This is a genomic window from Saccharococcus sp. Marseille-Q5394 (assembly GCF_946901335.1).
Taxonomy (GTDB): Bacteria; Bacillota; Bacilli; order Bacillales_A; family Planococcaceae; genus Sporosarcina; species Sporosarcina luteola_C.
In genome coordinates, this window is record NZ_CAMPPQ010000002.1 from 75001 (window position 1) to 100000 (window position 25000).

Here is a 25000-nt window from a genome sequence, read left to right on the forward strand (position 1 = left end):
TACTTAATACAAAAAACGCCAGCCGGCCCGCTGTTTTCGGGCCGATGCCTGGCAGTTTCATGAAACTATCAATCAGTTTCGATATCGGTTCTGGATAATGCATGTCTTTTCCTCCTAGAACATTCCAGGCAGGTTCAATCCTTTCGTGAATTGACCCATCGTGGAGTTCGTTAGTTCTTCAGCTTGCTTCATCGCTTCATTCGTAGCAATTACAACAAGGTCTTGCAGCATTTCCACGTCCTCGGGGTCAACAACGGTTGGATCGATTACAACTTCAAGCACTTCTTTTTGGCCTGATACGATCACTTTCACCATGCCGCCTCCCGCAGTTCCTTCCAGGCGCTTCTCTCCTAGTTCTTCTTGAGCTTCCGCCATTTTCTTTTGCATCTTCTGCATTTGTTTCATCATACCTTGCATATTTCCCATACCACGCATTGTGATTTCCTCCTCATTTTTGGTTAATCGTCGTGTATTTTTATGAATTCCTTGCCAAACATTCTTTCTGCTTCCGCGACTATCGGATCATCATTCAACTGCTCGGCTTCTTGAACGAACGTAGGAACCTCCTCCGCCCCTTCCACTTCCTCGCCAGTTGCACCATCTGTTCCATCCTGCGGTTTCGTTAAACCATTGTTTCGGATGAACTCCTCCCTGACCTTCAGCCAGCCATCCTCCGGAACATACACGACATCATATGCTTTGCCGGTTCTTGTGCGAAGGGCTTCCGATAAGCCTGATCTTAGTGAGGAATTTTCAGAAGCCATCAGGCAATGAATTTCATACTTGAATTTTAACACAAAAGCATTGTCGGATGCCGCTACAGGTTCAGTTTCTTCGAGTAAAGCAGAATGGGATCTTTGCAATGTCTGCATCATCGTTGCCCATTCTTCCCGAATCACTTGTATGTCTTGACGGGTGGCATTTTTCAGCACTTCATTTATCTTTCCGGTCGGTATTCTGAACGACTGGGAAGTTTTCGATGCATTTTTCTTCGGTTGTCCGGCTGGCTGCGCACCTTCTGCAGGTCGGACTCCATTAGCGAGCTGCGACTGAAGTTCAGCAATGAGGCGTTCCAGACTATCCACTTTTTGAGCAAGATGCGGATCGGCCGCTTGATTGCCCGCAGCTTGTACAACCGGGCCTTCCAAATGAATCATTTTCAGCAATGCCGATTCCACATACACTTTCGCATGATTTGAAAAGCGCATTTCCTGTTGTGTCTTCGAAAGGATGTCTATGAATGAATAGAGGGTTTCCGGTTCGAATGCATTCGACATGGATACGAATCGTTCATCCCCTGATATCAATTCAAGCAGTTCGGTCAAATCCGGAGCCGTCCTTAATAGAAGAAGATCCCTGAAGAACGTTATGAGGTCCTCTGCTAATCGAGAGATATCCTTCCCTTCCGTGATGAGGTGATCAAGCATGGTCAACGCGGCTGCGGCGTCCTTCGAGAGAAGCGCTTCCGCCAATTGATAGAAGATATCTTCCCCAATCGATCCAGTGACAAGCAGTGCGCTTTCCGCTGTAAGCCGGTCCCCGCTGAAGGAGACGACTTGGTCTAGCATGCTCAATGCATCACGCATTCCGCCTGATGCAGCTTGTGCAATGACTTTCAATGCTCCTTCATCCGCCTCGATTTTGGCATCATCCAACACCTGTTTCATCCGGTCAACGATTTCAGCAGATGTAATTGGCTTAAAATCGAAGCGTTGGCAACGGGAAATGATGGTTAACGGAAGCTTATGGGGCTCTGTCGTCGCCAAAATGAATACAGCGTGCGAAGGCGGCTCTTCCAACGTCTTCAAAAGCGCATTGAACGCTGAATTGGATAACATATGCACTTCATCGATAATATAGACTTTAAAACGCGCATTCGCTGGTGCGAATCGTACTTTCTCGATTATGTCCCGTATTTCCTCAACACGTGAGTTCGAAGCAGCGTCGAACTCGATGACATCCGTGTTCGATCCTTCTGTCACGCTCATGCACGTCGGGCATTCATTGCACGGCTCACTGGCTGGTCCGTTCTCACAATTCAGAGCTTTGGCGAAAACCTTCGCGGCACTCGTTTTCCCCGTCCCCCTCGGTCCTGAAAACAGATAGGCATGGGATGTTTTATTGTGCTGCAAGGCATTTTGCAATGTCTGTTTGACGTGTCGCTGGCCGGACATCTCACTGAAGGACTGCGGGCGGTAGACACGGTAAAAAGCCTGATAAACCACCATTCCCCCTCCTTTCCTTTTAAAGCAATAGTGCCTTTATTATAGCATAGATGGATGGGATAGACCCTATCTTGAACGTAGCTTCTAGCTTCAGCAGCCAGATGCTCGGGGTCATAAGTCAGCCCTGCTACACGACAAAAAGCGTCGTTTCGCATGTCAGCCTTATACCTGTCGCATCTAGGCAGGCTGCCTCCGCTTTAGATAAAAAAAACTCGCCCGGTTAACGGACGAGTTGGATTTGCATATGTAATGCCGTGCACCTTCCTTCGACTGCCGCACATAAGCGTTACTCCTGTCGACAGCTCAGCCTAGGCTGCCCCGCGGCACATGAGAAATACCACTTAATGCTGCTTCCTTCCGGACCTGACATGGTTCATGGGTTCCCATTGCGCAGGACCCAGACGTCAACACTACGTGCAAGAGGCAGGCCCTACATGCGGACAGCCTCAGGAAAGGGATTCAGTCTTGCTAGAGCGGATTGCAAGTTACAGGGCACCGCTACCTCCCCACCTAGCACGGCTTTATTAGTATACATGTTTTTGTGGATAAAATCAACCAGTCCTCTTTAATTCTTCTTGCCAATCAGGAGGTAAGTTCTCATATATGAGGATTAAGTTCTCGTTTCATCTGAGTAAGTTCTCATTTAAGGCACAAAAATTCTCGTTCCCGTGAATGAGTTCTCGTTAAGGACAATAAAATTCACATTTCCAATGGAAAAGTTCTCGTAGAAAACGAAGGAGTTATCATTCCTACTCGCAATGACAGATTTCTATGAATAAACTTAATAAAAAAGAGTGCATATAAGTAGTTGACACCTTATGTTGAATCATGATAAATTATGTTTTGTTGATACGGAGGAATACCCAAGCCCGGCTGAAGGGATCGGTCTTGAAAACCGACAGGGGTGTTAAAGCCCGCGGGGGTTCGAATCCCTCTTCCTCCGCCATTTATTTTAAAATTGCGCATAAGTTGGAGAATCTGTTACATTACATGTAATGGATTTTTTTTTTGTTAAAAAAGACGGGTTTATCACAGATATGTAGCTTTTCGTTCCAAGCGTACGCTTTCCGGGGGCGGGCGATAAGCCTCCTCGTTTTCTTCGCTTGTTCATGCAGCAATCACGAGCTACTTTCAATAATGAATGGGCAATCATAAGAACAGGTGGCGAAAAACGAATCGTTTTTCGCCACCTGTTCTATTTTAGGGGCTTATTGGACAACCCCATCTTTTTGTATTGTAGAACCGATTGGGGAAGGTGTAATTGCAAGCGCCCTATAATAGGGGAATTTCTCTTCCAACTGCTTCGCAATCTCCTCCTGAGTGCCTTCCTTCACTGCTACGAAAATAGAAGGACCTGCGCCGCTGATTGTCATTCCGTATGCTCCGAATTCGTGGCAAGCCGTCCGTATATGATCAAAATTTTTGAGTAACGATTTCCGATATTGTTCGTGGAAAATGTCCTTCTCCATCATCTTGCCAGCCAACTCCCAATTCCCGAGGGAAATGGCAGTCAGCATGACGTTGCTAGCAGCGTTGCCGGCAGACGCCACCGAGTGGGGCAATTCCCTAGGAAGGAGCCCCCGAGACTCCGATGTCTTTAACGCATTTGGGGGAACGAGGATAACAACTCCTATTTCCGGTTGCGGCAGCTGAATGACTTCCAATTCATTTGCAACGAAATAGGCGACGGTCATTCTTCCTAAAAGGGCAGCAACTACGTTATCTGCATGACCTTCATTCTCACTTCCGATTTGCACTTTATCTTGCGGTGTCAATGATAAACCGAGTAGCTCGTTTGCAATTTCAATTCCGGCGGCGATGGCTGTTGCGCTGCTGCCGAGCCCTTTGCCGAGGGGGATGTCGGAAGTAATATGCAACGCGTGAGGACGGACTTCTTTATTGTATCTTCCAGCCACGTTTCGAATCGTTTGGACAATTAAGTTCTTGTCGTCTGTCGGCAAACCGGCATATTCTTCCCCTTCGTAGTGTACACTCCACTCAACTGCCTCGCTCACGCCAACGGTCATATATAAGGAAAGAGCCATTCCGACACTGTCGTATCCAGGTCCCAAATTCGCAGTCGTGGCCGGGACGGCGACCGTGAATAATGGTTTTTTCATTACTTTGCCCCTTCTTTCAGTTCATGTAAAAACGCATCGAACTGCTCCTTTGATAGGAATGGCTGCCCTTCATTCACATTGATAGCTGTTTCAGGATCCTTCAACCCGTTCCCTGTAAGCACACCGACAATTGTCGAACCTTTTTCAATCAATCCTGCATCAAGGCGTTTCTTAATGCCTGCAATAGTCGCACATGAAGCGGGTTCCGCAAAAATACCGTCCGTAGAGGCCAATAGACGATATGCTTCCAAGATTTCTTCGTCTGTCGCTGATAAAATCGCCCCGTCGGATTCTTCAAGGGCCGCCGTCGCTAAATGCCAGCTTGCGGGGTTCCCGATTCGAATAGCAGTCGCGACCGTTTCAGGTTTTTCGAATACACGGTCATACACAATTGGTGCCGCCCCATCGGCCTGTACACCTAACAGTTTCGGCGTGCCGGATCCCTTTTTCGCATCGTATTCCTTAAAGCCTTTCCACGCGGCGGAAATATTCCCTGCATTCCCGACCGGTAACGCAAAAATATCCGGTACTTTCCCTAATTGCTCGATTGTTTCGAAGGCAATCGTCTTTTGTCCTTCCAACCGGTATGGGTTCACTGAATTCACGAGAGCGATTTGCCCTTCGCCAGCTTCACGTACCATGCGCAGCGCTTCGTCGAAGTTTCCTTCAATCGCTACGATTTCTGCGCCGTACATTTTTGCCTGCGCCAATTTCCCAAGCGCGATCCGTCCTTCCGGAATGACCACGATGGTCCTCATCCCTGCGCGTGCGCCATATGCCGCTGCTGAAGCGGATGTGTTGCCCGTGGATGCACAGATGATCGCGGTTTTCCCTTCCTCTTTCGCTTTAGCGACTGCCATCACCATGCCGCGATCCTTGAAAGAACCTGTCGGGTTTGTCCCTTCAGTTTTGACATATAGGTTGACTCCCCATTGTTCGGAGAGGTTTTTCAAGTGGATGAGCGGTGTATTTCCTTCCTGCAACGTGAGTTCCGGTGTTTTATCTGTGACCGGCAGCCATTCTTTGTATTCTTCAATTAATCCATTCCATCTTCTCATCGCGTTTCACCCTCCACTCGGTAGTAGCTAACAACGCCGTTCACTTCCGGTGTGTTATGCAGTTCATTCATGATGTCCAAATGCTGTTGTCTTGAAATGCTATGTGTGATCATGATCAAGTCGACGCCGCCATTTTTGTCGCCTTCATGCTGGACGACAGTTGCTAGGCTTGCTCCATGATTGCTGTAGATTGATGCCAATTTCGTCAGTACGCCCACTTCATCCTTTACGGAGATTCGGTGGAAGTAACGGCCGATGATTTGATTGTCGTCTTTTACTGTGTATGCGTGCTGTGGCGAATGCAGCCTTTTTCCGTTCACGCCGAGCAGGAGATTGCGGCATGCTGCAACGATATCTCCCGTGACAGATGTAGCCGTCGGCAATGAGCCCGCCCCCGGTCCGTAGAACATCGTCTCCCCGACTGTGTCTCCATATACATAAACGGCATTGAATTCGTTATTTACGGAGGCAAGGGGATGCGAGTTTTGGATGAAAACCGGTTCTACGGAAATTTCAATGCCATCGTCATCCTTTTTCGCGAATCCTGCCATTTTTACGGTGAAGCCGAACTGCTCCGCTAAGGCGAGGTCGCCATCCTGGATATCTTTCATTCCTCTCACATAGACGTCTTCCAACCGGACTTCCGTGGAAAATGCGAGTGATGCTAGAATGGCCATTTTCCTCGCCGCATCGATGCCGTCGACGTCTGCTGACGGGTCGGATTCCGCATACCCAAGTTCGGTTGCTTCCGCCAATGCCTCTTCGTATGTTTTGTTTTCATGTTTCATTTTCGTCAAGATGAAGTTCGTCGTTCCATTGACGATGCCTGTCAGTGCCCTGATCCGGTCAGATGCAAGCCCGTCTTCAAGCGTCCGGATAAGCGGGATGCCGCCTCCGACGCTCGCTTCATAGAACAGGTCGCATTTATGTTCATCTGCAAGCTTCAATAGGTCATGGCCGAATTGTGCCATGACATCCTTATTCGCCGTCACGACTCCTTTGCCTGCACGAAGCGACTTCTCAATCGCTTGTTTCGCTTCGCTTGTCCCGCCAATCACTTCCACGATGAGATCTATTCCTGGATCTTCAATCACCTCATCCAGATCGACTGTGAAAATATCCGGTGACAGTTCCGTCTCCCTTTTCTTCTTGGCATCTTTTACGAGAACTTTTTTTATTTTTACAGGAACGCCCAATTTATGGCTTAAGTCTTCTTGGTGCCTATGTAGAATTTCAGCTACACCGCCGCCTACAACGCCGAATCCAAGCAAACCGATATTGATTTCTTTTATCATATTTGACGATTCTCCTCGCTATATGTACACTATGAAAAAACAATCGTTCTCCACATAAGGACATTATAGAGAAATAAACTTTCAATAACAACCCCATTTATGGTAAAGTTCAAGATATCATGAATTGTAATTTAATTAAAGATTGGATTTGATAAATTATGAAAGTTTGTAAATTCGGCGGCACTTCCGTTGCGACTGCCGATCAAATTAGAAAAGTTGTCGATATTGTAACGTCTGATAGTGATCGAAAAATCGTTGTTGTTTCTGCACCCGGAAAACGCTTCTCGGATGATACTAAAGTGACCGACCTACTCATTCGGCTTGGGGAAAAGGCTTTAGCAAATAAGGATGCAGAAAGCGATCTGCTGGAAGTCGTCGATCGATTCCGCTTGATTGCTGAAAGTCTTGGCCTCGATGACACAATCATTGAGGAAATAGAGAGAGATGTACGCGGGCGGCTCTCTCGTGATAAAGAGGATTCCCTTTTGTTTATGGATACTATGAAAGCAGCGGGCGAGGATAATAATGCAAAATTGATTGCAGCTTATTTTCAATTCATCGGGGTTGAGGCGAAGTATGTCTGCCCAAGAGATGGTGGATTGCTCGTAAACAATCGGCCGGATCGAGTTCGTGCATTGCCTGAAGGGGATGAACGCCTTGCTACATTGCGCGACGAACCAGGAATCATTGTTTTCCCAGGTTTTTTTGGCTACACAGAAGACGGAACACTCCGCACATTCAATCGAGGCGGCTCGGATATTACTGGCTCGATCATTGCAGCAGCGGTGAAAGCAGATCTATACGAAAACTTCACGGATGTCGATTCAGTGTTTGCCGCCAATCCGACTGTTATTGAAAACCCGGTCGCCATCGAGAAGATGACGTACCGTGAAATGCGGGAGCTTGCCTATGCCGGCTTTTCCGTTTTCCATGACGAGGCGCTCATTCCAGCTTTCCGGAAATCAATCCCAGTCAGCATCAAAAACACGAATAATCCCGAGGCACCGGGCACGTTGATTGTCAAAGAACGGGACTATAATGAACAGCAAGTGATCGGAATTGCCGCGGACAGCGGATTCACCGCCATTTACGTCGACAAGTATTTAATGAACCTAGAGATCGGGTTCGGACGCAAGCTCCTGCAGATTTTCGAGGAGGAAGGCATTTCGTACGAGCATACGCCATCCGGCATCGACAACCTTTCCATCATCATCCGCAGTCGGTTCCTGACGAAAGAAAAGGAAGAGCGGATTGTGGAACGGATCCATAAGGAATTGGAGCCGGATGCTGTCATCGTGGAGCATGATTATTCGATGATCGTTCTCGTGGGAGAAGGCATGCAGTATACGACCGGCTTGGCCGCACGGGCTGCGACTGCAATTGCAAGAAGCGGCTCCAATATCGAGATGATCAACCAAGGATCATCCGAAGTCAGCCTTGTCTTCGGGGTGAAAGTACAGGACGAAACGAAGAGTTTGAAAGAGTTGTATAAGGAGTTTTTCGTGAAATCATATGTACAGTCATAAAAAACAAGGGACACAGCTACGTGTCCCTTGTTTCATTATGGTACGAACATATAAGGAAATTGCTTGAATATACCATCTGACAGCATATCCGCCATCATCAAAGCCTCCGCCTCGATCTGGTCAAACACTTGCACTTCCAATTCGAAATTCTCTTGGATCATGCACACTGCTTCAAGCTTCGTTAAAGCCAAATGGGTGTAGAGCATCTTCCGGAATGCTTCTTGGTCGTAGTATGGATTGATCCGATGAAGGAATTCCGCAATTTTGTCCGCGTTCCGGTACCAATCCGCCTCTTTCTGCTCAGCCTTTTCCGTTTCTCCGTTTACAGCGGCGGTCACCAAGTCTGCCGCAATCGTTAAATGTTCCGAAATGAGGTCGCGATACGAGTCTGCAATTTTATCGCCATAGTATGGTCTTAGGGCATTCCCCATATCCGTTGCATTGCGCAAAAGGCGTGAAAGGACAAATTTCAAATCCGGGACTTTGAAGACGACTGCAGTGATGGCCATCCGTGTCCATGTAACATGCTGCTCCCATAGAAGACGGTTTTTATTCCACAATTCAACTTGTGCTTTGCTATAGCAATTATTGGGCCGCATCATATTCATCGGCATTGTATTTCCGTAAAATTGATTCACAACACCACTCCAACCTTCATACTTGGGTCAGTGCATATTATTCGATTGGAGCAATATCGGTGAATTTGCACGATTCCTTCTACACCTGCCGTTTTTCCCTATTCCTAATTAAGAGATATGCATTGATGCCCGCAGCAATCGGGAGACTCAGCGCCACTCCAATACCTGCACATAGAATCGAAATCATTTCGGCGCTGAATATTTTGGAGTTGATAATTCCCCCAATGGAATAGTGTAGATCTTTAAACCATAGAAGCAATGCCAAATACCCTCCAAAGAATACAAAAAACAATGTATTCGTATCCGCTCCCAAAATATCTCTCCCGACGCTTAATCCCGAAGCGAATAAATCTCTTCTGCTGATTGATGGATTGTTGTTGAAGATTTCATGCATGGAAGCCGCCATTGAAATCGCCACGTCCATAATGGCACCGATTGTACTCATAATGATGACCGAAGCTAAAAGTTTCGTGAAGTCAATTCCAATAAAAAGTGAGAAGACACCAAGCTCGTTTATTTCTTCTTCTCCAAAGCCTTGGATCATTGCATATTTCGTTACAATGACGATAAAGAAAAGCAACAACACAATTGTAATAATCGTGGAAATGAAGGCGGCGATCGTTTTACTATTTACTTCATTAATGAAAAATAGGCTGATGCAGCTAATGAATACACATGCGATGATCGTTATGATAATGGGGTTCCATTGCGGATTTGTCATTAGAAAGATCGTGAACATGATGACGCCAAAGTTCAAGAATAAGGAAATAAATGACCTTACTCCTTTTTTGCCCCCGACAATCATCATGAGGAGAAATAAAATGATTGCTAGTAAAACAATTACATTCATGATCTCGCCCTCTTTCGATTAACAAAATAAAGCGTCGTATAAAGACCGATTGGAATCGTCAATACAATGCCTATCCCTCCGACAAGAGCGCGGGCCAATTCTAGTGAAAGGTTCATGGAAAGGGTGAATCCCAAAAGAGAAGCATTTTTCAAATACAAAATAATGACAGGAATCGACCCGCTTATATAAGCGAAAAATAAAATGCTTGTGATCGTCCCCATAATATCCTTCCCGATATCAATTCCAGAGGCTTTCAGTGCTTTCACGGATATATCGTTATTTTGTTCATATAAGGCAAAAAGTGAAGAGGACATCGTAATGGCGACGTCCATTACGGCACCTAACGATCCGATAAGCAATCCCGCCATAAAGACCATCTGGTAGGGGCGCGTCAAAAATTGCATTTCTTCATAGCGGAGCCCGTTTCCTGAAGTGACCCCTATTACTATGTAAGCGATGCAGAGAGAAATGACTGTCCCTAACAGGGTCGCGATGATTGCGGCATAGGTCTTTTCATTAAAACCGCTGACGATCGTCAAAGAAATGATTGTAAATACAATCCCGCTAACAGCGCATATCAAAACTAAACTGATCGATGGGTATTTAATGTACAAATCTAAGGCGAAGGATAATAAAGTGGCATTTACCGCCAAGCTCATAATTGATAGTAATCCTTGCTTCTTGCCTGTAATGAGTAATATGAAGATGAATATCCATGCAACCAGCACAACGAATTGGTCACGTTTTACATTAGTGATGCTTCCAATTAATGTGGAATCCTTTTTCTTATTCGTATCAATCGATACGAATAGTTCGTTGCCAACACGGAATTGTTGATCGTAAGCTCCTGACGACGAATACTTATTCGTCAACTGGATCGACTGCCCTTTATATTCTCCGTTTTTTATTTCAGCAATTATCTGCTGTATGAACAGACGATCTTTGTTATTGTTCATATCTGTGATGTTGGATGCTTCTACCAACTCAGTTTGAATGACTTTTGCGATTGGCTGCTCGTAAAACGAGTAATTATTATTAATAAATATCATAGAAATGGCAAAGCAAAGTCCTATGACAGTAAAAAGAAGAATTTGTTTATATGTCATCTTTTTTAATCTGTTTTTGATAACATTCAAATAAAACCCTCCATGTGTAAGTTACATCCCACTATACCCAAAATGAAAGAAGCATCGCAAATTGCACGATGCTTCTTTCGTTTAGATACTTATTTTTTCAGCGTTGCAGACAAATTCAACATGTTGCCGATCCGCTCGACGACCGTCTCCACCTCATGTGGATTGCTTTTCAAATCGTAATCCGTAATATCGATGCGCAGTACGGGACAAGCATTGAAGGAATCGATCCACTTTACGTAGCGCTCATGGAGTTCCTCCCAATAGGAAAGCGGAGTCTGCTGTTCCATCAAGCGGCCCCTCTCCTGGATCCTCGCAAGGATTTTTTCAAATGGACCATCTAAATAGACGAGCAGGTCAGGATGCGGGAAATACGGAGTCATGACCATCGCGTCAAAGAGCTTTGTGTACGTATCGTAATCTACTGGATCCATCGTCCCTTTGTCTTTGTGCATTTTAGCAAAAATGCCTGTATCTTCATAGATGGAGCGGTCTTGGATGAAGCCGCCGCCATATTCGAAAATGCGCTTTTGTTCCTTAAAACGTTCCGCTAGAAAATAGATTTGCAAATGGAAACTCCATTTTTCAAAGTCATCGTAAAAGCGGTCAAGATACGGATTCTTATCTACATTTTCCAATGAAGTCCGGAAATCCAATGCGTTCGCAAGTGCGTTCGTCATCGTCGATTTTCCGGCTCCTACCGTACCTGCAATCGTGATGACCGCATTTTTTGGAATTCCATATTTCTCTCTTAAATTCATTGTACTGCTCCTTTTCGTATCGTCTCATCGACTTTGCTGAGGATGGCTTGCAAATCCCCCGTGTCATTGACAAAATCTACTTTATCGCCATTGAAATGTAGCACCGGGATATCAGGATGCGCAGCTTCAAAGTCTGCGATGAACTGTTCATAATCCTCCGAGAGCCGCTGCAAATAGGATGGATCGATGTTCTTTTCGAAATCCCGTCCCCGGAGCGCAATCCGTTTCATTAATGTATCAAGCGTCGCGTGAAGGTAGATGATGACATTCGGCACAGGCATGTCTTTCGTTAAGATATGATAAATCTCTTCGTATTTGGCGTATTCATCCGCAGGCAGGGAACGCCTGGCGAATATGAGGTTCTTGAAAATATGATAATCCGCCACGACAGGCTGTTGCCGGCTTAAAAACTTCTTCCGGATATCGCTTAATTGCTTATAACGGTTGCAGAGGAAGAACATTTCAGTTTGAAAGCTCCATTCCTCGATATCTTCGTAAAATTTATTTAAAAATGGATTTTCGTCCACGATTTCGCTTAACTGATGGAACCGCTGTGCTTCTGCGATTGCTTTAGACAGCGTCGTTTTCCCGACACCGATCGGTCCCTCTACCGTAATGAACGGAACAGACATAACTAGCTCTCCTTTGATTCGACAATTTCTGCACTTCATTTTACCATATAGAGATGTTGAAACATAGATGTTGCCGCAAAATGGCAAGGCGGCTTTACAGGGTGGTACACTAGTTGTAAGGAGCGATGACAGATGGATGTATTTGAAATGGACCGCCACTTCATGCGGTTAGCGATAGAAGAAGCTAGAAAAGCGGAATCGCTTGGCGAAGTACCAATTGGAGCAATCATCGTGAAGGACGGTGAAGTCATTGCCCAGGCACATAATTTACGCGAAACGTCGCAGAATGCTGTCACCCACGCAGAATTATCTGCGATACAAGATGCATGTAAGGAAACCGGCAGCTGGCGGTTGGAAGATACGACGTTGTATGTGACGCTCGAACCATGCCCAATGTGTGCGGGCGCCATTTTACAATCAAGGATCCCACGTGTTGTCTATGGAGCTCGTGATCCGAAAGGCGGCTGCGTCGATTCGTTGTACCGCTTGCTGAATGATCCGCGCTTCAATCATGAATGTGAAGTGGCGGAAGATGTACTTGGTGATGAATGCGGAGCGATGCTGACGAACTTTTTCAGGTCCCTGCGTGAAAAGAAGAAGGAACAAAAAAAGGCGATGCGGGAGTCGGTTGATTGATTCCCACATCGCTTTTCTTATCGGATTACTTCTTTTCCGCCCATATATGGACGTAATACTTCAGGAATGACAACTGAACCGTCCTCCTGCTGGAAGTTTTCAAGGATAGCCGCAACTGTCCGTCCGACCGCCAAGCCGCTTCCGTTCAATGTGTGAACATATTCAGGCTTCGCCCCCTGCTCGCGGCGGAAACGGATTCCCGCACGTCTTGCTTGGAAATCCTCGAAGTTTGAGCAAGAAGAGATTTCTCGGTATGTGTCTTGTGTCGGAATCCATACTTCAATGTCGTATTTCTTCGCAGCTGTGAAACCGAGGTCAGCCGTACACATTTTTAGGACTCGATATGGAAGTCCAAGCAATTGAAGTACTTTTTCTGCATGCCCCGTCAAATTCTCCAACTCATCGTAAGACTCCTCCGGCTTCACAAAGCGGACGAGCTCAACTTTATTGAACTGATGCTGGCGAATCAACCCACGTGTGTCGCGGCCAGCAGATCCCGCTTCTGAACGGAAATTCGTGCTGTAAGCCGTATAGGCAATCGGTAGTTGGGCGCCATCCAGAATTTCATCACGGTAATAGTTCGTCACCGGAACTTCAGAAGTCGGAATCAAGAAATAATCCTCTTCCTCAATAAGGAAAGCGTCTTCTTCGAACTTCGGCAATTGACCAGTACCCGTCAAGCTTGTGCGGTTCACCAAATATGGCGGCAGCATTTCCTCGTAGCCGTGTTCTTCTGAATGCAAATCAAGCATAAAGCTGATCAACGCTCGTTCAAGTCTCGCACCAAGTCCGCGGTAGAATACGAAACGGCTCCCCGTCACTTTTGCAGCACGTTCAAAATCAAGCAAGTTCAGATCGGTCCCGATTTCCCAATGCGGCTTCGGTTCGAAACCGAATTCCGGCTTCTCTCCCCATGTGCGCACTTCGACATTATCATCTTCGCTATCGCCGACCGGAACTGATTCATGCGGGATGTTCGGAATACGCATCATGATATAATTTAAATCTTCTTCGACTTGATGCAATTGCTCATCAAGGGTTTTGATTTCATCGCCGACTTCACGCATGCGTGCAATTACGTCATCTGCATTTTCCTTATTGCGCTTCATTTCCGCAACTTTTTGCGAAACTTCATTGCGCTCCGCTTTCAGCACTTCCACTTTCGCAATCAGTTCTCTTCGTTTTTCATCCAGACCGACGAATTTATCCAAATCCGTCAAATCTTCTCCGCGCTTCGTAAGTTTCTCTTTCACTTCATCGAAGTTCGCACGAAGCAATTTAATGTCTAACATAGTGATTCCTCCTTATTTTTTATACGATAAGTATTTTCAGACACAAAAAAAGCCCTCTATCCCCTATACAAGGGACGAGAACTACCCGCGTTGCCACCCAAATTGACCAGCATACAGCTGATCCACTCTTTGAAATAACGGTTCAATGTCCGGCTAGGCCTACTATTCGTTCAGCCCGGCTACTCAGGGACGGATTCACAAGTGTCTTTACCGGCTCACACCACCCGCCGGCTCTCTTTGAAAAACGTGCTTGCTACTGCTTCCCATCATCGTCTTTAATTTGAAATTAACCTCACTTTACTACATACCTAAACTTTTGGCAAGGTCCAAGTATTCTGCAACTGCTTCAAAGTATGCTGTTTCATGTGGAACAAAATCGGATAGCGTTATTTTTATATCATCTGAGCAAATGATGTTCTCCACTTCTCTCCTGAAGAGTGCCTGCAAATCTTTTATCGCAACGGAATGGATGCTTTCCACTTCCTCCTGTTGCAACGTGAAATCATCCGGCCCAAAGGTTGATTGATATAGAAATACATTCGCAAATTCTTTGTCAATGAAACTCGGCAGCCTAATGACATCCCGAACGGCGCCCATCTGTTTTAACTTGGAAAGGTCCACATGTATGCCAAGCTCCTCCTCAACTTCACGGACTCCATCCATAATATCCTCATCCGCCAGCAAATGGCCCGCTGCTGTAATATCATACAAGCTTGGAAAGTCCTTTTTTGTGGAACTTCTCTTTTGAATAAAAACATTTGTGCCATCCACGAGCCAACAATGGAATGTTTCATGCCATAAGCCTTTCTCATGGATAACTTCTCTAGTTTCATTAAAAACATACATATAATCTTCATCAAATACTTTCAGACGCTCCGCCAACTTCATACTCCCTTTCAACGAAAAGCATTGATTATACTAATAACAAGGATTAACGTAAACACTACGACAACGATAGCAGAAGTAATTTTCGTATAAAGAATTGCTTCCTTTGAAAATTCGGGCTCTGAATCATATTGCCATCTTTTCCCGAGTAACATCATTTCCCGAGGAGCCAAAAACGTTAATACGCCGATTGGAACAAATAGGATGAACATAAAAATTGCTTCAGCCATCCAAGTCCACCTCCTTGTTATTGTATAAATAAAGCCTGATAAAGCAAGCTAACACCTGTTTCTCACTTATCAAGAGAATAGTCGCGAATCACTTCATCTGGCGTCATTCCCGCTTCCACAAGGATATACCTGTTATACACCTCTTTGAAATCGATATCCCCTTCTATCTCATCGACTAGTTCAAAGCAGTCCAAAACTTGTACGAAGCACCATATCGTCATTCCTCCTACCGCATTTTCATAGGTCAGTTCTTTCGTAAGATTCCTCCAATGCTCAATAACTTTCTTGGCAGCCATTTCACTGCTATCCGCACGAATGAGCATAACGACTTCTTCATATGTTTTCCCGTCATACTGCGGATTAACAATTGACTCAACTAAATACTTCACCGAGAAGATCTTATCCATATCCCTCTTCCTCTCCCTTTCTTCTCTATACGTTTTCGGGTAAATAAAAGATTCAAAAAAAAGGCTAGAGCATCTACGCCCTAGCCCTAATCATTAAACTCCACGCACTGCCATTAATTCACTTTCTGCTAACTTACTAATTTCTAGCCCCTTCATCGGCGTGCCGATATCTTTCGATAAATCACCAATCAATGCATAGTTCCGGAAGTCTTCCGTTGCCATGACAATCGCACGCGCGAATCGTTCAGGGTTGTCTGACTTAAAGATACCGGAACCGACGAATACGCCGTCAGCGCCAAGTTCCATCATCAGCGCCGCGTCCGCAGGAGTCGCTACGCCGCCCGCAGCGTAATTAGTAACTGGTAGACGCCTCGCTTCGCGGATTGCGAGCAGCACTTCATAAGGAGCGCCCAAGTCGCGTGCCTCCACCATCAACTCATCATTGCTCATATGAATGACTTTATTCACTTGCGCATTCACTTGGCGCAGATGGCGGACCGCTTCCACAATATTGCCCGTTCCCGGTTCACCTTTCGTACGTAACATCCTCGCCCCTTCTCCGAGACGACGCGCAGCTTCACCAAGATTGCGGGCACCACAGACAAATGGAACTTTGTAATCGCTCTTCAATAAATGAAACTCGTCATCCGCAGGAGTCAACACTTCACTTTCATCGATGAAATCGACACCCATTGCTTCCAACACACGTGCCTCCGAAATATGCCCAATTCGCACTTTTGCCATAACCGGGATTGAAACTGCCTTTTGCACTTCTTCAATAATGCGCGGGTCCGCCATGCGCGCAACACCGCCAGCTGCCCGGATATCTGAAGGAACGCGCTCAAGCGCCATGACTGCACTTGCACCTGCCGCTTCCGCCACTTTTGCCTGCTCCGCGTTAATAACATCCATGATGACGCCACCGTATTTAAAATCCATTTATTCTTCCCCCTTTTCATTTTGTTCAGTATACTAGAGTATGACCATATTAAAATACTCAGTTTCGTAATAAATGAAGAGGTCAGAGGGTATCGAGTTGCGGGACTAAAGTCACTAAATGACGATAACTCTGGGAAAGTGAACGATAACTTCCGCTAAATGACCGATAACTCATTCGAATTGACCGATATATCCCGGGAAATGAACGATAACACCTAGGAAAAGATCGATAACTTATTTAAGCGAGGTGCAGCAAATGGAAATGCTATTAATTGAACTAAATAAAGAAAGCGAAACGCCTTTATACGAGCAGATTTACCAGCAAATCCGCAACGACATCACTGAAGGCAAACTTGTTGTAGACGAAAAGCTCCCCTCCAAACGGAAACTTGGCGAATTCCTCGATGTCAGTCAAACAACGATCGAAATTGCTTATGGGCAGCTTGCTGCGGAAGGGTTCATTACATCTAAACCGCGGAGAGGCTATTTTATCCAGGAAATCGGAGAATTGGCGTATGTACAACCAGTCGAGGAAGTAACTTTCTCTTCCAAAGAAGAACGGAGGGAACTGGAGATCGACTTCTCCCCAGGTAAAATCGATACGGAATCCTTCCCATTCAAGCTATGGCGGAAATACGCAAAAGACACCATTGATGAGTCATCGCAACATCTTCTGCTATTGGGTCATCCACACGGAGATCTAGAGCTTCGGCAGGAAATCGCGAAGTATTTATATCACTCGAGAGGGGTCGATTGCTCCGCGGACCAGATCATCGTCGGATCCGGAACGGAACAGCTCATGCCGTTACTCATCCGGCTTCTGGGACCGCAGGCAACGTACGCCATCGAGGACCCGGGTTATCCGCTTACCCATCACGTTTTTTTCCATAACAACCGGGAGGCTGTACCGATTGCAGTTGATGAGGAAGGGATGGACGTACAGGCACTCCAGCAGTCGGAGGCGACCGTGGCTTACGTGACACCTTCCCATCAGTTTCCGACCGGCACAGTGCTTTCTGCGGCACGCAGAACAGCATTGTTGAACTGGGCAGCTTCAAATGTCGGCAATTTCATCATCGAGGACGATTACGATAGCGAATTTCGCTATTCCGGAAGGCCAATTCCTTCTTTGCAAGGGATGGACAAAGCGGGCAAGGTCATATATGTCAGCACCTTTTCCAAATCCCTAATGCCATCGCTGCGGATTGCCTATATGGTGCTCCCTCCTGTTTTGCTCAAAAACTACGAGGAAGCGTTCATCCATTATTCGTCGACGGTTCCGCGGCTTGACCAGCACACGCTTGCCCGTTTCATGGCTGACGGCCATTTCGCCCGGCATTTGAACCGGATGCGGAAAGTGTATAAACGTAAACTGCAGCTGCTTACCGATTCATTACAACAATATGCTCCAATCATTTCATTCTCAGGTGACGAAGCGGGCATGCATATTCTCATCAACGTACATACAGACGAGGATGAAGAGTCATTGGCAAACGTAGCACTAGCTCAAGGCATTCGCGTCTACGGCCTGAATGAATACCGCAAATCCGCAAAGAGCGTCCAGCCATCTTTTCTATTCGGCTTCGGAGGCTTGGAGGATGAACGGATTCCAAGGGCTGTTGAACAGCTCATGGAAGCTTGGGGCATTAAAAAAAGGTGATGGACCCATGACGGGCCATCACCTCTTTTTATTTGAATAAACCTTTTATAAATCCAGTTGCACTTTCCCAAATACCGGCGAAGAAGTCACCGATTGCACTCATCATCAACGAGAACCATCCGGCTTTTTCGACATCATCTGTGACGATGACATCCATGCCTAGATTTTTCGAATCGATGAATCCGTAATCCTTGCCCTCTTTTTTAACAAGCTCCACATGGCCGACAACCGTTCCTTTTTTGATGGGTGCTTCGAGTGCACCATCTTTCAGTAGAGACTCATCCAAGACAAGTTTCGGCTCATAAAGATCCTTTTCATTCGATTTGATCATCGACTTGATTGGCTCTTTCACTTCGATGGAAACAGTTTTCGCTTTTCCTTTAAGGACAGGCAATGTCTTCTGCTTTTCAAATTGATATCCCGCCGGAAGAAGCTCTTCTTCGGAGAACTGGCTGAATCCGTAATCGAACAACGCCCGTGTTGCATCAAACCGTGCCTTGTAGGACCCGACTCCGTTTGCATCGACAGCTTTCATGACGACAGCGATGACCCGCTTATCGCCCCGTTTTGCCGTACCTGTGAAGCAGTGCCCCGCAAAATCAGTCGTTCCTGTCTTCAATCCGTCTACCCCTTCGTATTCATAAACGAAGCCTGGAAGCATGAAGTTCCAGTTATCCATCTTGATGGCATCCGTCGTACCTTCACGGAAGATTTTCGTATTAATTTTCGTTGTTTCCAAAACCTCCGGATAATCTTTCATCAGATGGAATGCAAGCCTTGCAACCGATTTGGCAGGCATGACGTTCTCATCGTTCGCCCCTGTCCCTTGCGGATGCATCCCTTGCAAGTATTCATTGTTCAAACCTGATGAATTGACGAATTTATAGTCGACCAAGCCCAGTTCCTTTGCCTTGGCATCCATTAATTTCAGGAATTCCGTTTCCGTTCCTGCAATTGTTTCAGCAATAGCGATTGTAGCAGCATTCGCTGAATAAATAGCCACTGCTTCGTAAAGCTCTCTGATTGTATACGTACCATCCCTACGTAGGGGCACATTACTTAGACGCCTGTCCTGTGAGATGGCATATGTATAATCTGTTACTTTGTATTCTTGATCCCAACTGATTTTACCTTCTTTTATCGCTTCAAATAAGATATATTCAGTCATCATTTTTGACATACTAGCAATGCCGAGTGGTGTATCCGCATTCTCTTCATATAAAATCTTACCACTATCCGCGTCAATTAGAATGGCACCATCTACATGGATGCCGAGAGTCGTTTCTGCTTTTGCAGGTGCCGTGCCGAACGTCATCATCAATACGAATGGAATGACCAGCAAAGCAACCCATTTTCTCATTTCACGTTTCACCAATATACCTCCGTCATTGCAATTTACCACTTTATATTTTATCACATCATGGACCTGATTAGGGGCTACATTTGAAAAAGCACCTTTCCGCTCATATCATGACGTGCGGAAAGGTGCTGAAGTTCCATAACCACTTTTTACGAAATGGAATAGTTTGGTGCTTCTTTTGTAATATGCACTTGATGCGGATGACTTTCGCGCAAACCAGCACCCGTCATGCGGATGAACTGAGCTTTTTCACGTAAATCATGAAGATCCTTCGTACCGCAATAGCCCATGCCTGACCGGATCCCACCAACGAGTTGATGGATCGTATCAGAAATTGGACCTTTATAAGGCATACGTCCTTCAATTCCTTCAGGCACGAGTTTCTTCGCATCCTCTTGGAAGTAACGGTCTTTTGAACCGTGTTCCATTGCACCGACAGATCCCATTCCTCGGTACACTTTAAAGCGTCTGCCTTGGAAGATTTCCGTATCTCCAGGGCTTTCTGTCGTTCCGGCAAGTAAGCTTCCGAGCATGACGACATGTCCACCTGCTGCCAAAGCTTTCACGATATCACCTGAGTATTTAATGCCGCCGTCTGCGATGATCGTTTTCCCATGTTTACGTGCTTCGGAAGCACATTCATAAACTGCGGTGATTTGAGGAACTCCGACCCCTGCAACGACACGCGTCGTACAGATGGATCCAGGACCGATACCGACTTTGACGACATCGGCACCCGCCTCATATAATGCTGCAGTCGCTTCCGCCGTTGCCACGTTCCCCGCAATGATATCTAGTTCCGGATACTCTCTTCGAATCTGCGCGACTGTATCCAGTACGCCTTTCGAATGTCCATGCGCCGTGTCGATGACAATGACATCGACTTCCGCAGCAACAAGCTTCTGCACCCGTACCATCGTATCGGATGTAACACCGACCGCCGCTCCTACGAGAAGGCGGCCTTGCTGATCCTTCGCAGCGTTCGGGAATTCAATCACTTTTTCGATATCTTTTATTGTAATTAAACCTTTTAAGATTCCATTTTCATCAACAATCGGCAGCTTTTCAATTTTATACTGCTGCAAAATCTTTTCCGCATCTTCCAAAGTCGTGCCGACAGGAGCCGTCACCAAATTGTCCTTCGTCATCACGTCATTGATAATCAGCGAATAGTCCTGAATAAACCGCAGATCACGATTCGTCAAAATCCCGACAAGTCTTTGCTCATCCATGTTATTGACAATCGGAACGCCCGAAATACGATACCTGCCCATCAAGTGCTCTGCGTCAAATACTTGGTGTTCAGGAGTGAGGAAGAAAGGATTGGTAATAACGCCATTCTCCGAACGTTTAACCGTTACAACCTGCTCCGCCTGCTCTTCGATGCTCATATTCTTATGGATGACGCCAAGACCGCCTTGACGCGCCATTGCAATCGCCATCTTCGACTCGGTCACTGTATCCATCCCAGCACTGATGATTGGAATGTTCAACGTCATCTTCTCTGTCAAACGTACCGAAAGATTTACGTCCTTCGGCAATACTTCTGAAGCGCCCGGCACAAGCAACACATCGTCGAAAGTCAACCCTTCGCGAGTGAATTTAGATTCCCACATATCGTTTCCTCCTCTAAAATCATTATCTGCAGTTGAATATTATTAAAAGGTTATCAGCGCATATGAGACGTGTCAAGGAGTCGGGAATAAGAAAAAGAATTCCTTAAATTCACTGAATTAACTTTTCAATCACCGACCGCATTTTAGCAGGAGATGTTTTCGGTGCAAAACGATCCACCACATTCCCGTTTCGGTCAATAAGGAACTTCGTAAAATTCCATTTGATGCCCTCAGTTAGCAGCCCTTTTTTTTGATCCGTCAAAAATGAAAACAAAGGAGCTGCCCCACTCCCAACGACATCAATCTTAGCAAACATCGGAAAGGTCACCCCATAATTCATTTCGCAAAACGACAAAGTCTCATTAATTGAATCGAATTCTTGGTTCATGAAATTATCGGATGGGAAGCCGAGAACGACAAATTCTTGCCCACGAAAATCCTCATATAGCTGTTGAAGCTCCTTGAACTGATCCGTAAAACCGCATTTGCTCGCCGTATTTACAATGACCATGATCTTGCCCTCATAATCCTTCATAGATTGCAAAGTGCCATCCGGCTTTTCGACTGAAAACTCGTAAATGGAAGCCATATTCATCATCACCTTTCCTCGCCTTTATTAATCAACATTACGGCAACTATGCAGGCAATGCAAAGATGAGAGACTACTATTTTTTGACTGCAGTATGCAATCATACTCTCCCAGATACGCATAAATTTCGATATCCACGCATAAATCGAATCAAAGACGCATAAAGTCTTTCAAGCACGCATAAACCTTTCTAAATACGCATAATCGTAATTAAAAGCTCATAAATTAATCTAAACACGCATAATAGAGGCTTTGAAGGAGAGCTTACATTGAGCGCAAAGCAGCATTCCTTGAGCGCGGGACGGTGCTCTTTAGCCGCGGGTATTTCTTAGTTTGTCAAATGTATCGGGCGCGACCTTTCCATTCATTCGAGACAATATCCTTCCGCGAAATAGAAATGGGAACGGCCTTAGCCCGGCGATGTCCTACTCTCACAGGGGAAACCCTGTTCCCTGCGTAATTTACACCGTTGGCGTAAATTACGCAAAGCGGCGATGAAGAACTTATCTTCCGTGTCAGGAAAGAGATTTGCATATGATTGTTCAACCTTCGGTTATATATAAAAAAATACACAAAAAAACCATTCCCCATGGGGAATGGCCTTGGCCCGGCGACGTCCTACTCTCACAGGGGGAAGCCCCCTACTACCATCGGCGCTGAAGAGCTTAACTTCCGTGTTCGGTATGGGAACGGGTGTGACCTCTTCGCCGTCGTCACCAGACAATTGAACGACTCTTGTTCGTTCAAAACCGGATAAAACCAACATTGTTGCTGAACAACAAGTTCAACCGTACTTAAGTAACTTAAGGTTAAGTCCTCGATCGATTAGTATCCGTCAGCTGCACGTGTCGCCACGCTTCCACCCCGGACCTATCCACCTCATCTTCTTTGAGGGATCTTACTTACTTGCGTAATGGGAAATCTCATCTTGAGGGGGGCTTCATGCTTAGATGCTTTCAGCATTTATCCCGTCCATACATAGCTACCCAGCGATGCCTTTGGCAAGACAACTGGTACACCAGCGGTATGTCCATCCCGGTCCTCTCGTACTAAGGACAGCTCCTCTCAAATTTCCTGCGCCCGCGACGGATAGGGACCGAACTGTCTCACGACGTTCTGAACCCAGCTCGCGTACCGCTTTAATGGGCGAACAGCCCAACCCTTGGGACCGACTACAGCCCCAGGATGCGATGAGCCGACATCGAGGTGCCAAACCTCCCCGTCGATGTGGACTCTTGGGGGAGATAAGCCTGTTATCCCCGGGGTAGCTTTTATCCGTTGAGCGATGGCCCTTCCATGCGGAACCACCGGATCACTAAGCCCGTCTTTCGACCCTGCTCGACTTGTAGGTCTCGCAGTCAAGCTCCCTTATGCCTTTGCACTCTACGAATGATGTCCAACCATTCTGAGGGAACCTTTGGGCGCCTCCGTTACACTTTAGGAGGCGACCGCCCCAGTCAAACTGCCCACCTGACACTGTCTCCTGCCCGGATCACGGGCAAGGGTTAGAAGTCCAATACAGCCAGGGTAGTATCCCACCATTGCCTCCTCCGAAGCTGGCGCTCCGGATTCCAAGGCTCCTACCTATCCTGTACAGGCTGCACCGGAATTCAATATCAGGCTACAGTAAAGCTCCACGGGGTCTTTCCGTCCTGTCGCGGGTAATGCGCATCTTCACGCATATTATAATTTCACCGAGTCTCTCGTTGAGACAGTGCCCAGATCGTTACGCCTTTCGTGCGGGTCGGAACTTACCCGACAAGGAATTTCGCTACCTTAGGACCGTTATAGTTACGGCCGCCGTTTACTGGGGCTTCAATTCGAAGCTTCGCTTGCGCTGACCTCTCCTCTTAACCTTCCAGCACCGGGCAGGCGTCAGCCCCTATACGTCACCTTACGGTTTTGCAGAGACCTGTGTTTTTGCTAAACAGTCGCCTGGGCCTATTCACTGCGGCTCTCTCGGGCTTTAACACCCTACCAGAGCACCCCTTCTCCCGAAGTTACGGGGTCATTTTGCCGAGTTCCTTAACGAGAGTTCTCTCGATCACCTTAGGATTCTCTCCTCGCCTACCTGTGTCGGTTTGCGGTACGGGCACCTCCCGCCTCGCTAGAGGCTTTTCTTGGCAGTGTGAAATCAGGGACTCCGGGGATAATTCCCCTTGCCATCACAGCTCAATGTTATAGGAACGGGATTTTCCTCGTTCCACACCTCACTGCTTAGACGCGCATGACCAACAGCGCGCTCACCCTATCCTTCTGCGTCCCCCCATTGCTGATAACGGCGGGGAGGTGGTACAGGAATATCAACCTGTTGTCCATCGTCTACGCCTTTCGGCCTCGACTTAGGTCCCGACTGACCCTGAGCGGACGAGCCTTCCTCAGGAAACCTTAGGCATTCGGTGGAAGGGATTCTCACCCTTCTTTCGCTACTCATACCGGCATTCTCACTTCCAAGCGCTCCACCAGTCCTTACGGTCTAGCTTCAACGCCCTTGGAACGCTCTCCTACCACTGACACCATAGGTGTCAATCCGCAGTTTCGGTGATCCGTTTAGCCCCGGTACATTTTCGGCGCAGCGCCACTCGACCAGTGAGCTATTACGCACTCTTTAAATGGTGGCTGCTTCTAAGCCAACATCCTGGTTGTCTGGGCAGCGCCACATCCTTTTCCACTCAACGGATACTTGGGGACCTTAACTGGCGGTCTGGGCTGTTTCCCTCTCGACTACGGATCTTATCACCCGCAGTCTGACTCCCAAACATAAATCATCGGCATTCGGAGTTTGTCTGAATTCGGTAACCCGGGATGGGCCCCTAGTCCAAACAGTGCTCTACCTCCGAGATTCTTTCGTTTGAGGCTAGCCCTAAAGCTATTTCGGAGAGAACCAGCTATCTCCAGGTTCGATTGGAATTTCACCGCTACCCACACCTCATCCCCGCACTTTTCAACGTACGTGGGTTCGGGCCTCCAGTAAGTGTTACCTTACCTTCACCCTGGACATGGGTAGATCACCTGGTTTCGGGTCTACGACCCCATACTCATTCGCCCTATTCAGACTCGCTTTCGCTGCGGCTCCGCATTCGCTGCTTAACCTTGCATGGAATCGTAACTCGCCGGTTCATTCTACAAAAGGCACGCCATCACCCAT

The 25000-nt window shown here is 46.6% G+C and carries 22 protein-coding genes, 1 tRNA gene, 2 rRNA genes, 1 other RNA gene and 1 other annotated feature (2 of these 27 running past the window's edge); of the genes, 4 read left to right on the plus strand and 22 right to left on the minus strand.

Annotated elements, in window-relative coordinates:
• The 4 genes from recR to ffs form a co-directional block, all read right to left on the minus strand.
• Positions 1-103: the 5' end (the start) of a recombination mediator RecR gene (gene recR, locus OC538_RS10825; protein ID WP_251697135.1), read on the minus strand. 494 nt of this gene lie to the left of the window's left edge; 103 of the gene's 597 nt are visible here — the first part of the coding sequence; the start codon lies at positions 101-103; its stop codon lies beyond the left edge, outside the window.
• 11 nt (positions 104-114) lie between these two features.
• A complete protein-coding gene (locus tag OC538_RS10830) occupies positions 115-435 on the minus strand; it encodes a YbaB/EbfC family nucleoid-associated protein (protein WP_251697137.1) in 321 nt (106 codons plus the stop codon).
• Positions 436-458: 23 nt separating this feature from the next.
• On the minus strand, positions 459-2225 hold the full coding sequence (dnaX, locus tag OC538_RS10835; protein ID WP_251697140.1) for a DNA polymerase III subunit gamma/tau: 1767 nt from the start codon (positions 2223-2225) through the stop codon (positions 459-461).
• 252 nt (positions 2226-2477) lie between these two features.
• Positions 2478-2744: signal recognition particle sRNA large type (gene ffs / locus OC538_RS10840), an RNA gene on the minus strand.
• Positions 2745-3078: 334 nt separating this feature from the next.
• Between ffs and OC538_RS10845 the strand changes: the two genes are divergently transcribed.
• Positions 3079-3171 (plus strand) — tRNA-Ser (locus OC538_RS10845).
• Between the two features lie 262 nt (positions 3172-3433).
• Here the strand turns inward: OC538_RS10845 and thrB are convergent.
• The 3 genes from thrB to OC538_RS10860 are packed head-to-tail and all read right to left on the minus strand — an operon-like array spanning position 3434 to position 6698.
• Positions 3434-4345 carry a homoserine kinase gene (thrB, locus tag OC538_RS10850; RefSeq protein WP_251697142.1) on the minus strand — a complete coding sequence of 304 codons (912 nt, stop codon included), beginning with the start codon at positions 4343-4345 and terminating at the stop codon, positions 3434-3436.
• On the minus strand, positions 4345-5403 hold the full coding sequence (thrC, locus tag OC538_RS10855; protein ID WP_251697144.1) for a threonine synthase: 1059 nt from the start codon (positions 5401-5403) through the stop codon (positions 4345-4347). The genes thrB and thrC overlap by 1 nt, the downstream gene beginning before the upstream one ends.
• On the minus strand, positions 5400-6698 hold the full coding sequence (locus tag OC538_RS10860) for a homoserine dehydrogenase (protein ID WP_251697146.1): 1299 nt from the start codon (positions 6696-6698) through the stop codon (positions 5400-5402). Before OC538_RS10860 ends, thrC begins: the two co-directional genes overlap by 4 nt.
• Before the next feature lie 158 nt (positions 6699-6856).
• On the opposite strand from OC538_RS10860, the gene OC538_RS10865 reads away from it, so the two are divergent.
• Positions 6857-8224, plus strand: a complete 1368-nt coding sequence (locus tag OC538_RS10865; protein ID WP_251697148.1) for an aspartate kinase — start codon at positions 6857-6859, stop codon at positions 8222-8224.
• Between the two features lie 35 nt (positions 8225-8259).
• Here the strand turns inward: OC538_RS10865 and OC538_RS10870 are convergent, their stop codons facing one another.
• The 5 genes from OC538_RS10870 to OC538_RS10890 all read right to left on the minus strand — a co-directional run bounded on the left by OC538_RS10870 (position 8260) and on the right by OC538_RS10890 (position 12238).
• On the minus strand, positions 8260-8862 hold the full coding sequence (locus tag OC538_RS10870) for a hypothetical protein (protein WP_251697150.1): 603 nt from the start codon (positions 8860-8862) through the stop codon (positions 8260-8262).
• Between the two features lie 79 nt (positions 8863-8941).
• On the minus strand, positions 8942-9712 hold the full coding sequence (locus tag OC538_RS10875; RefSeq protein WP_251697152.1) for a YibE/F family protein: 771 nt from the start codon (positions 9710-9712) through the stop codon (positions 8942-8944).
• Positions 9709-10848: a YibE/F family protein gene (locus OC538_RS10880; RefSeq protein ID WP_251697154.1), complete on the minus strand. Its 1140-nt coding sequence runs from the start codon at positions 10846-10848 to the stop codon at positions 9709-9711. The genes OC538_RS10875 and OC538_RS10880 overlap by 4 nt, the downstream gene beginning before the upstream one ends.
• A gap of 89 nt (positions 10849-10937) precedes the next feature.
• On the minus strand, positions 10938-11606 hold the full coding sequence (locus tag OC538_RS10885) for a deoxynucleoside kinase (protein ID WP_251697156.1): 669 nt from the start codon (positions 11604-11606) through the stop codon (positions 10938-10940).
• The gene (locus OC538_RS10890) at positions 11603-12238 is read right to left on the minus strand and encodes a deoxynucleoside kinase (RefSeq protein ID WP_251697157.1); all 636 of its coding nucleotides are present in this window, start codon (positions 12236-12238) and stop codon (positions 11603-11605) included. Before OC538_RS10890 ends, OC538_RS10885 begins: the two co-directional genes overlap by 4 nt.
• A 132-nt stretch (positions 12239-12370) precedes the next feature.
• Here OC538_RS10890 and tadA point away from each other — a divergent pair, with 132 nt between their 5' ends.
• Positions 12371-12874 (plus strand): tRNA adenosine(34) deaminase TadA, encoded by a 504-nt coding sequence (gene tadA / locus OC538_RS10895; RefSeq protein WP_251697159.1) that lies wholly within the window; start codon positions 12371-12373, stop codon positions 12872-12874.
• A 17-nt stretch (positions 12875-12891) separates the two neighbouring features.
• Here the strand turns inward: tadA and serS are convergent, their stop codons facing one another.
• The 5 genes from serS to pdxS all read right to left on the minus strand — a co-directional run bounded on the left by serS (position 12892) and on the right by pdxS (position 16627).
• Positions 12892-14166 carry a serine--tRNA ligase gene (serS, locus tag OC538_RS10900; RefSeq protein WP_251697161.1) on the minus strand — a complete coding sequence of 425 codons (1275 nt, stop codon included), beginning with the start codon at positions 14164-14166 and terminating at the stop codon, positions 12892-12894.
• A gap of 67 nt (positions 14167-14233) precedes the next feature.
• Positions 14234-14445 (minus strand) — a binding site (T-box leader).
• Positions 14446-14466: 21 nt separating this feature from the next.
• Positions 14467-15048, minus strand: coding sequence for an NUDIX hydrolase (locus OC538_RS10905; RefSeq protein ID WP_251697163.1), 582 nt, complete (start codon positions 15046-15048; stop codon positions 14467-14469).
• 14 nt (positions 15049-15062) lie between these two features.
• Positions 15063-15281, minus strand: a complete 219-nt coding sequence (locus OC538_RS10910; protein WP_251697164.1) for a hypothetical protein — start codon at positions 15279-15281, stop codon at positions 15063-15065.
• Between the two features lie 62 nt (positions 15282-15343).
• Positions 15344-15688 (minus strand): DUF4288 domain-containing protein, encoded by a 345-nt coding sequence (locus tag OC538_RS10915; protein WP_251697166.1) that lies wholly within the window; start codon positions 15686-15688, stop codon positions 15344-15346.
• Positions 15689-15781: 93 nt separating this feature from the next.
• On the minus strand, positions 15782-16627 hold the full coding sequence (gene pdxS / locus OC538_RS10920; RefSeq protein WP_251697168.1) for a pyridoxal 5'-phosphate synthase lyase subunit PdxS: 846 nt from the start codon (positions 16625-16627) through the stop codon (positions 15782-15784).
• 256 nt (positions 16628-16883) lie between these two features.
• Between pdxS and OC538_RS10925 the strand changes: the two genes are divergently transcribed.
• Complete coding sequence (locus tag OC538_RS10925) at positions 16884-18287, plus strand: PLP-dependent aminotransferase family protein (protein WP_251697170.1); 1404 nt, start codon at positions 16884-16886, stop codon at positions 18285-18287.
• A gap of 28 nt (positions 18288-18315) precedes the next feature.
• Here the strand turns inward: OC538_RS10925 and OC538_RS10930 are convergent, their stop codons facing one another.
• The 5 genes from OC538_RS10930 to OC538_RS10950 all read right to left on the minus strand — a co-directional run.
• The gene (locus OC538_RS10930) at positions 18316-19647 is read right to left on the minus strand and encodes a serine hydrolase (protein ID WP_410055884.1); all 1332 of its coding nucleotides are present in this window, start codon (positions 19645-19647) and stop codon (positions 18316-18318) included.
• Positions 19648-19796: 149 nt separating this feature from the next.
• Positions 19797-21263: an IMP dehydrogenase gene (gene guaB / locus OC538_RS10935; RefSeq protein ID WP_251697174.1), complete on the minus strand. Its 1467-nt coding sequence runs from the start codon at positions 21261-21263 to the stop codon at positions 19797-19799.
• A 109-nt stretch (positions 21264-21372) separates the two neighbouring features.
• Complete coding sequence (locus OC538_RS10940; RefSeq protein WP_251697176.1) at positions 21373-21852, minus strand: glutathione peroxidase; 480 nt, start codon at positions 21850-21852, stop codon at positions 21373-21375.
• A 605-nt stretch (positions 21853-22457) separates the two neighbouring features.
• Positions 22458-22573 (minus strand): 5S ribosomal RNA (gene rrf / locus OC538_RS10945).
• A gap of 84 nt (positions 22574-22657) precedes the next feature.
• A 23S ribosomal RNA gene (locus OC538_RS10950) occupies positions 22658-25000 on the minus strand; it runs 591 nt beyond the window's last position.

Bases quoted from the DNA above. Each gene is read 5' to 3' on its own strand.
- OC538_RS10830 (WP_251697137.1), bottom strand. From the start codon at position 435: ATGCGTGGTATGGGAAATATGCAAGGTATGATGAAACAAATGCAGAAG.
- thrB (WP_251697142.1), bottom strand. From the start codon at position 4,345: ATGAAAAAACCATTATTCACGGTCGCCGTCCCGGCCACGACTGCGAAT.
- thrC (WP_251697144.1), bottom strand. From the start codon at position 5,403: ATGAGAAGATGGAATGGATTAATTGAAGAATACAAAGAATGGCTGCCG.
- OC538_RS10860 (WP_251697146.1), bottom strand. From the start codon at position 6,698: ATGATAAAAGAAATCAATATCGGTTTGCTTGGATTCGGCGTTGTAGGC.
- OC538_RS10865 (WP_251697148.1), top strand. From the start codon at position 6,857: ATGAAAGTTTGTAAATTCGGCGGCACTTCCGTTGCGACTGCCGATCAA.
- OC538_RS10875 (WP_251697152.1), bottom strand. From the start codon at position 9,712: ATGAATGTAATTGTTTTACTAGCAATCATTTTATTTCTCCTCATGATG.
- OC538_RS10885 (WP_251697156.1), bottom strand. From the start codon at position 11,606: ATGAATTTAAGAGAGAAATATGGAATTCCAAAAAATGCGGTCATCACG.
- OC538_RS10890 (WP_251697157.1), bottom strand. From the start codon at position 12,238: ATGTCTGTTCCGTTCATTACGGTAGAGGGACCGATCGGTGTCGGGAAA.
- tadA (WP_251697159.1), top strand. From the start codon at position 12,371: ATGGATGTATTTGAAATGGACCGCCACTTCATGCGGTTAGCGATAGAA.
- serS (WP_251697161.1), bottom strand. From the start codon at position 14,166: ATGTTAGACATTAAATTGCTTCGTGCGAACTTCGATGAAGTGAAAGAG.
- OC538_RS10910 (WP_251697164.1), bottom strand. From the start codon at position 15,281: ATGGCTGAAGCAATTTTTATGTTCATCCTATTTGTTCCAATCGGCGTA.
- OC538_RS10915 (WP_251697166.1), bottom strand. From the start codon at position 15,688: ATGGATAAGATCTTCTCGGTGAAGTATTTAGTTGAGTCAATTGTTAAT.
- pdxS (WP_251697168.1), bottom strand. From the start codon at position 16,627: ATGGATTTTAAATACGGTGGCGTCATCATGGATGTTATTAACGCGGAG.
- OC538_RS10925 (WP_251697170.1), top strand. From the start codon at position 16,884: ATGGAAATGCTATTAATTGAACTAAATAAAGAAAGCGAAACGCCTTTA.
- OC538_RS10930 (WP_410055884.1), bottom strand. From the start codon at position 19,647: ATGAGAAAATGGGTTGCTTTGCTGGTCATTCCATTCGTATTGATGATG.
- guaB (WP_251697174.1), bottom strand. From the start codon at position 21,263: ATGTGGGAATCTAAATTCACTCGCGAAGGGTTGACTTTCGACGATGTG.
- OC538_RS10940 (WP_251697176.1), bottom strand. From the start codon at position 21,852: ATGGCTTCCATTTACGAGTTTTCAGTCGAAAAGCCGGATGGCACTTTG.